The organism is Hansschlegelia beijingensis (genome assembly GCF_045505405.1).
Classification (GTDB): Bacteria; Pseudomonadota; Alphaproteobacteria; order Rhizobiales; family Methylopilaceae; genus Methylopila; species Methylopila beijingensis_A.
The window spans coordinates 1-5,235 of the sequence record NZ_JBJKEX010000214.1; the positions used below are offsets into that span (position 1 = coordinate 1).

Genomic DNA, 5,235 nt, shown 5'->3' on the forward strand with positions numbered 1-5,235 from the left:
CCGGAGCCTTCGCGGCGGCGTTAGCCGCGCTGCGCCCGCTCGCGGCGGGCTTCGCGGACTCGCCGCCGGAAGCGGTGGAGTCGTTGCTTATCGGGCCGCTTAGCCCGGAATTCTGCTGCACGGCGCCGGCCGCGGCGCCAGGCTTCTGCTCGCCCTTGTTGGTCGGGGCGGAAACCGCCACCTGCTGCTGTGGGGCGACAGGCGTCGTCGCCGGCTGATCAGTGGGGGCCGGAGGCTTCACGAAGGCCAGCAACTCCTGGCAGAGATTCGCCGGCTGGCCGCTGGGCGCGGGGGTGGCGGCAGGCTCCTGCGCCACGGCCGGGACCGCCACGAAGGCGGCCGCGACGAGGACGAAGGTCGAAAGACGCTTGGTCATATCAGGTCCTCAGATCTGCCCCTTGCGGGCGGCCGCGTGACGAGGCCTCGGGCTGTTCAGGAGCCCTTGGCGTCCAGACGTTCGTCCTCGGCCTTCTCTCTCACCTGCTCCGTGATGTCGGCGGCCGTCGGATCGCCGTTCCACTTGAGGCCGACGAGGTTGGTCCCCGGCTCGGAGAGCCGCACGGCGGGCGTCGCGAACTTCTGGTAGGCGAGTTGCTGGACGGCGCTGAGCACGACACTCGCGCCAAATGCGATCGCGACGGCGGCGACGACCGCGACAAGAAACGGCTTCATTGCTCTCTCCGATCCCCGACGCCTGGAATGCGCTGCATGGCCTTCCGCCTATTCGGCAGGCTGCGGATGACCCAGGCGGGCGCCGCCGGCGGCTTTCGACTGCTGCTCCTCGACCCAGAGATCGTGGTGGGCCCGCGCCCAGGCGAGGTCCACCTCGCCCTTGCCCATGGCCGCGAAGGACCCCTCGATGCCGACCGTGCCGGTGTAGATGTGCAGAATGATCCCGGCGATGAACAGCGCTCCGATCGAGGCGTGCACGATCTGCATCAACTGCATGCCGTTGATGCCGGCCAGCGTGAACGGGAACAGCAATGCGATGCCCGTGAACCCCATCGCCAGGCCAAATACGATCACCATCCAGAAGATGGCCTTCTGGCCGGCGTTGAACCGCTCTGCGTGAGCGTGCCCGCCGAGCACGCCGCCGCCGGCCTTCAGCCACGCCCAGTCGACGCGGTTCGGGATGTTGTCCTTCAGCCAGACGACGAGCATCGCCAGGACGCCGAACATGAACGGCCAGGCAAGGTAGACATGGGCGTATTTCGCGAGCTGTGAAGCCGCCCCGAACGCGTCAGGACCGATTAACGGCATCAACAGGCGCTTGCCGAAGATGTAGTTCAGTCCTGACAAGGCGAGGACGATGAAGCAGGCCGCCGTCATCCAGTGGGTGAAGCGCTCGAACACGTTGTAGCGCTTGATTTTCTCCGTGCTCCGGGGCGACTTCATCCGTCCCTTGATCAGAAGGAAGGCCGCCAGCACGGCTGTCATGCCCAGGATCACCACGGCGGCGATCCAAGGCAGCCATCGCTCATGGAAGGCGCGATATTCGCGCCCCTGAGGCTGGATCAGGTTCGCGGCCCTCTTGTCCGGGATGCTGACGACGCCGCGGATCTTCGACTCCTGCTTGAAGAGAAGTTCCTCGTTGACGGCGTCGGCCGTCGGGTCCGCGCCCGTGGGGTTCTGCCCAGCCTTCATCGGCTCCTGGGCCAAGGCCGCGCCACCCGCGACCGGTCCGGCCACGAGCGTCGCGGCGACGACGAGTGTGCTGAGAAGCTTCAGCCCTGAGCGCATCGGCAGTCCTCCCGAACGCGTCTTCATGGTCGCGCGGGCGCGGGCGCCCGGGTCGCGGTTCAGATCGTCACCGTCTCGCGGTAGGCCGTTTTCCAGCCCCAGGCGCCTGAGCCGTAGCCCCGCTTGATCACCCGCTGCTTGTAGATCTCGGCGATCATCTCGCCGTCGCCCGCCAGCAGCGACTTGGTCGAGCACATCTCGGCGCAGAGCGGCAGCTTGCCCTCGGCGAGGCGGTTCGAGCCGTACTTCTCGTATTCGGCCACCGAGAAATCGGGCTCCGGCCCACCCGTGCAGTAGGTGCACTTGTCCATCTTGCCGCGCGAGCCGAAGTTGCCGATCCGCGGGTACTGCGGCGCCCCGAACGGGCACGCGTAGAAGCAGTAGCCGCAGCCGATGCAGATATCCTTCGAGTGCAGCACCACCGCGTCGGCCGTGGTGTAGAAGCAGTTGACCGGACAGACCGCCGCGCAGGGCGCGTCGGTGCAGTGCATGCAGGCCATCGACACCGATCGTTCGCCGGGCCTGCCGTCGTTCAGCGTCACGACGCGACGCCGGTTGATGCCCCACGGCACCTCGTGCTCGTTCTTGCAGGCGGTGACGCAGGCGTTGCATTCGATGCAGCGGTCCGCGTCGCAGAGGAACTTCATCCGGGCCATCGCGCGTCGCTCCTCACGCCGTTCGGATCTGGCACAGGGTCGCCTTCGGCTCCTGCATGGCCGTCACCGGATCGTAGCCGTAGGTGGTGATGGTGTTGACGCTCTCGCCGAGCACCACGGGATCCGCGCCCTTCGGGTAGTAGCGGCGCATGTCCTCGCCCTCGTACCAGCCGGAGAAGTGGAAGGGCATGAAGACCGTGCCCTTGCCGACCCGGTCGGTGATCATCGCCTTGACCTTCACCTTCGACTTATCCTCGGGGCCGTCGACCCAGACGAACTGGCCGTCCTTGATGCCCCGGTCGCCAGCGTCTGCGGGATTGATCTCGACGAACATTTCCTGCTGCAGCTCGGCGAGCCACTGGTTGGAGCGCGTCTCCTCGCCGCCACCCTCGTATTCAACCAGCCGCCCGGACGTCAGGATGAGCGGGAAGTCGCGCACGACGTTTCGCTCGACGACTTCCTTCTGGATCGTGAAACCGATGTTCGGCATGCGGAACTGCCGCTCGTCGGGCCGGGTCGGATATTTCGCCACAAGGTCGGGTCGCGGGGAGTAGATCGGCTCGCGGTGCACCGGCACCGGATCCGGCAGGTTCCAGGCGTTGGCGCGCGCCTTCCCGTTCCCATAGGGCGTCACGCCGTGATCGAGGCAGACGCGCTGGATGCCGCCCGAGAGGTCGTTCGCCCAGCTGACCGCGTCGATCTTGTCGCCGCCGATCTTCTGGATGACCGCCATCTCCTCGGCGGTCAGATCCTTGTCCCAACCGAGCTTCTTGAACACCGCCATGGTGAACTCGGGGTAGCCGTCCGTGAGATCGGACCCCTTGGAGTAGCTGTCCTCCGCCAGCAGCGTGACGCCCTTGCGCTCGGTGCCGAAGCGCGCCCGGAAGGTGCCTCCGCCATCCTTCACGTGGAGGTTCGTGTTGTAGAGGATGGCGCTTCCGGGATGCCGGAGCTCCGGCTTGCCCCAGCAGGGCCATGGCAGACCATAGTAGTCGCCGCCGACTTCGGGGTCGTCCTTCGGCGCCCTCAACGTCACCAGATCGAACTTGCTCTGGTTCTTCATATGCGCCTTGAGGCGCTCGGGGCTCTGGCCACAATAGCCCGTCGACCAGCCGCCCCGGTTGATCTCGCGAAGCACGTCCTCGGCGGACGGCATGTTGTTCTCGACCTTGATGTTCTTGAACAACGTCTCGGCGAAACCGAGCTTCTTGGCCAGCAGGTAAAGCGTTTCGTAGTCGTTCTTGGACTCGAAGGCGGGCTTCACGACCTGCTCGCCCCATTGCAGGGAGCGGTTTGACGCCGTCCGGGAGCCGTTCATCTCGAGGGAGGTGCAGATCGGCAGCAGGTAGGTGTTGTCCTGGCGCGCGTTCAGCGCCGCGAAGGTCGTCGGGTGCGGATCGGCGACCACCAGCAGCTCGAGCTTGCTCATCCCCTCGATGGCTTCCGGGATGCGCGTCACGGTGTTTCCGCCGTGGCCGAACACCACCATCGCCCGCAGGGGGCTCCTCTGGTCGATCTGGTCGGGGGGCAGGGTGACGCCGTCGAACCACCGCGTCGAGGTGATCCCCGGCGTCTCCATGTTCTCCTTGCGGGTGCGCGCCTTGCGCCCCCCTATCGCCGGAACCTCGTCGAAGCGCGACTGCAGCCACTCGTACTCGACTTCCCAGACGCGCGCCCAGTGCCTCCAGGCGCCTTCGACGAGGCCGTAGTAGAGCGGCAGGGTCGTCACATCGAGGCCGAGATCGGTCGCGCCCTGCACGTTGGTGTGGCCGCGGAAGATGTTGGCGCCCGTGCCGGGCTTGCCGACGTTTCCGGTCGCCAGACACAGCATGCAGAAGGCGCGGACATTGGCGGTGCCGACGGTGTGCTGGGTCGCGCCCATGCACCAGATCAGCGTCGCGGGCTTCTCCTTGGCGAACAGTTCCGCGATCCGCCTCAGCTGCGCGCCCGGCACGCCCGCCACGCGCTCGACCTCGTCAGGCGGCCACTTCGCGACCTCCTTGCGGACGTCGTCCATCGCGTAGACGCGCTGGCGGATGAACTCCTTGTCCTCCCAGCCATTCTCGAAGATGTGCCAGAGCAGGCCCCACATCACCGGGATGTCCGTGCCCGCGCGGATCCGCACATAGTCCGTCGCGTGCGCCGCAGTCCGGGTGAACCGCGGATCGATGACGATCATGTTGGCGCGGTTGAGCTCCTTGCCCGCCAGAATGTGCTGCATCGAGATGGGATGCGCTTCCGCCGGGTTCCCGCCCATGATGATCATGGTCTTGGCGTTGCGGATGTCGTTGTATGAGTTGGTCTGGGCGCCGTAACCCCAGGTGTTCGCCACCCCGGCGACCGTGGTCGAGTGGCAGATGCGCGCCTGGTGATCGACTGAATTGGTGCCCCAGAACGCTCCGAACTTCCGGAACAGATAGGCGGCCTCGTTGGTGAATTTGGCCGAGCCAAGCCAATAGGTCGAATCCGCGCCATTCTTGTCGCGGATGGCCGTCAGCTTGTCGCCGATCTCGTTGATCGCGTCGTCCCAGGAGATGCGCTTCCACTCGCCGCCGACGAGCTTCAAGGGGTACTTGAGCCGCCGATCGCTGGTAACGAGCTCACGGATCGCGGCGCCCTTCGCGCAATGCGTGCCGCGGTTGATGGGACTGTTCCACGACGGCTCCTGACCCACCCATACGCCGTTGAGCACCTCGGCGGTCACGGTGCAGCCCACCGAACAATGGGTGCAGATGTTCTTCTTGACGACGACTTCCGGGCTCACCGCGGAGGAGCCCGCCGCCTGCGCCTTGCGCACCGCGCCGAGCTGGATCGAGCCGGCCGCAGCCAGCGCGCCGGC

5 protein-coding genes are annotated in these 5,235 nt (G+C 66.4%); all 5 read right to left on the reverse strand.

Annotated features, from left to right (window positions below; translation table 11 throughout):
* A partial coding sequence (locus ACIKT0_RS12575; RefSeq protein WP_407105668.1) for a hypothetical protein occupies positions 1 to 376 on the reverse strand: 376 nt, incomplete at its 3' end.
* 56 nt (positions 377 to 432) lie between these two features.
* Positions 433 to 672 (reverse strand): hypothetical protein, encoded by a 240-nt coding sequence (locus tag ACIKT0_RS12580; RefSeq protein WP_407105669.1) that lies wholly within the window; start codon positions 670 to 672, stop codon positions 433 to 435.
* 48 nt (positions 673 to 720) lie between these two features.
* Positions 721 to 1,740 (reverse strand): formate dehydrogenase subunit gamma, encoded by a 1,020-nt coding sequence (locus ACIKT0_RS12585; RefSeq protein WP_407105670.1) that lies wholly within the window; start codon positions 1,738 to 1,740, stop codon positions 721 to 723.
* A 59-nt stretch (positions 1,741 to 1,799) separates the two neighbouring features.
* Positions 1,800 to 2,396, reverse strand: coding sequence for a formate dehydrogenase FDH3 subunit beta (gene fdh3B / locus ACIKT0_RS12590; protein ID WP_407105671.1), 597 nt, complete (start codon positions 2,394 to 2,396; stop codon positions 1,800 to 1,802).
* A 13-nt stretch (positions 2,397 to 2,409) separates the two neighbouring features.
* On the reverse strand, positions 2,410 to 5,235 hold a 2,826-nt coding region (locus ACIKT0_RS12595), incomplete at its 5' end, for a formate dehydrogenase subunit alpha (RefSeq protein WP_407105672.1).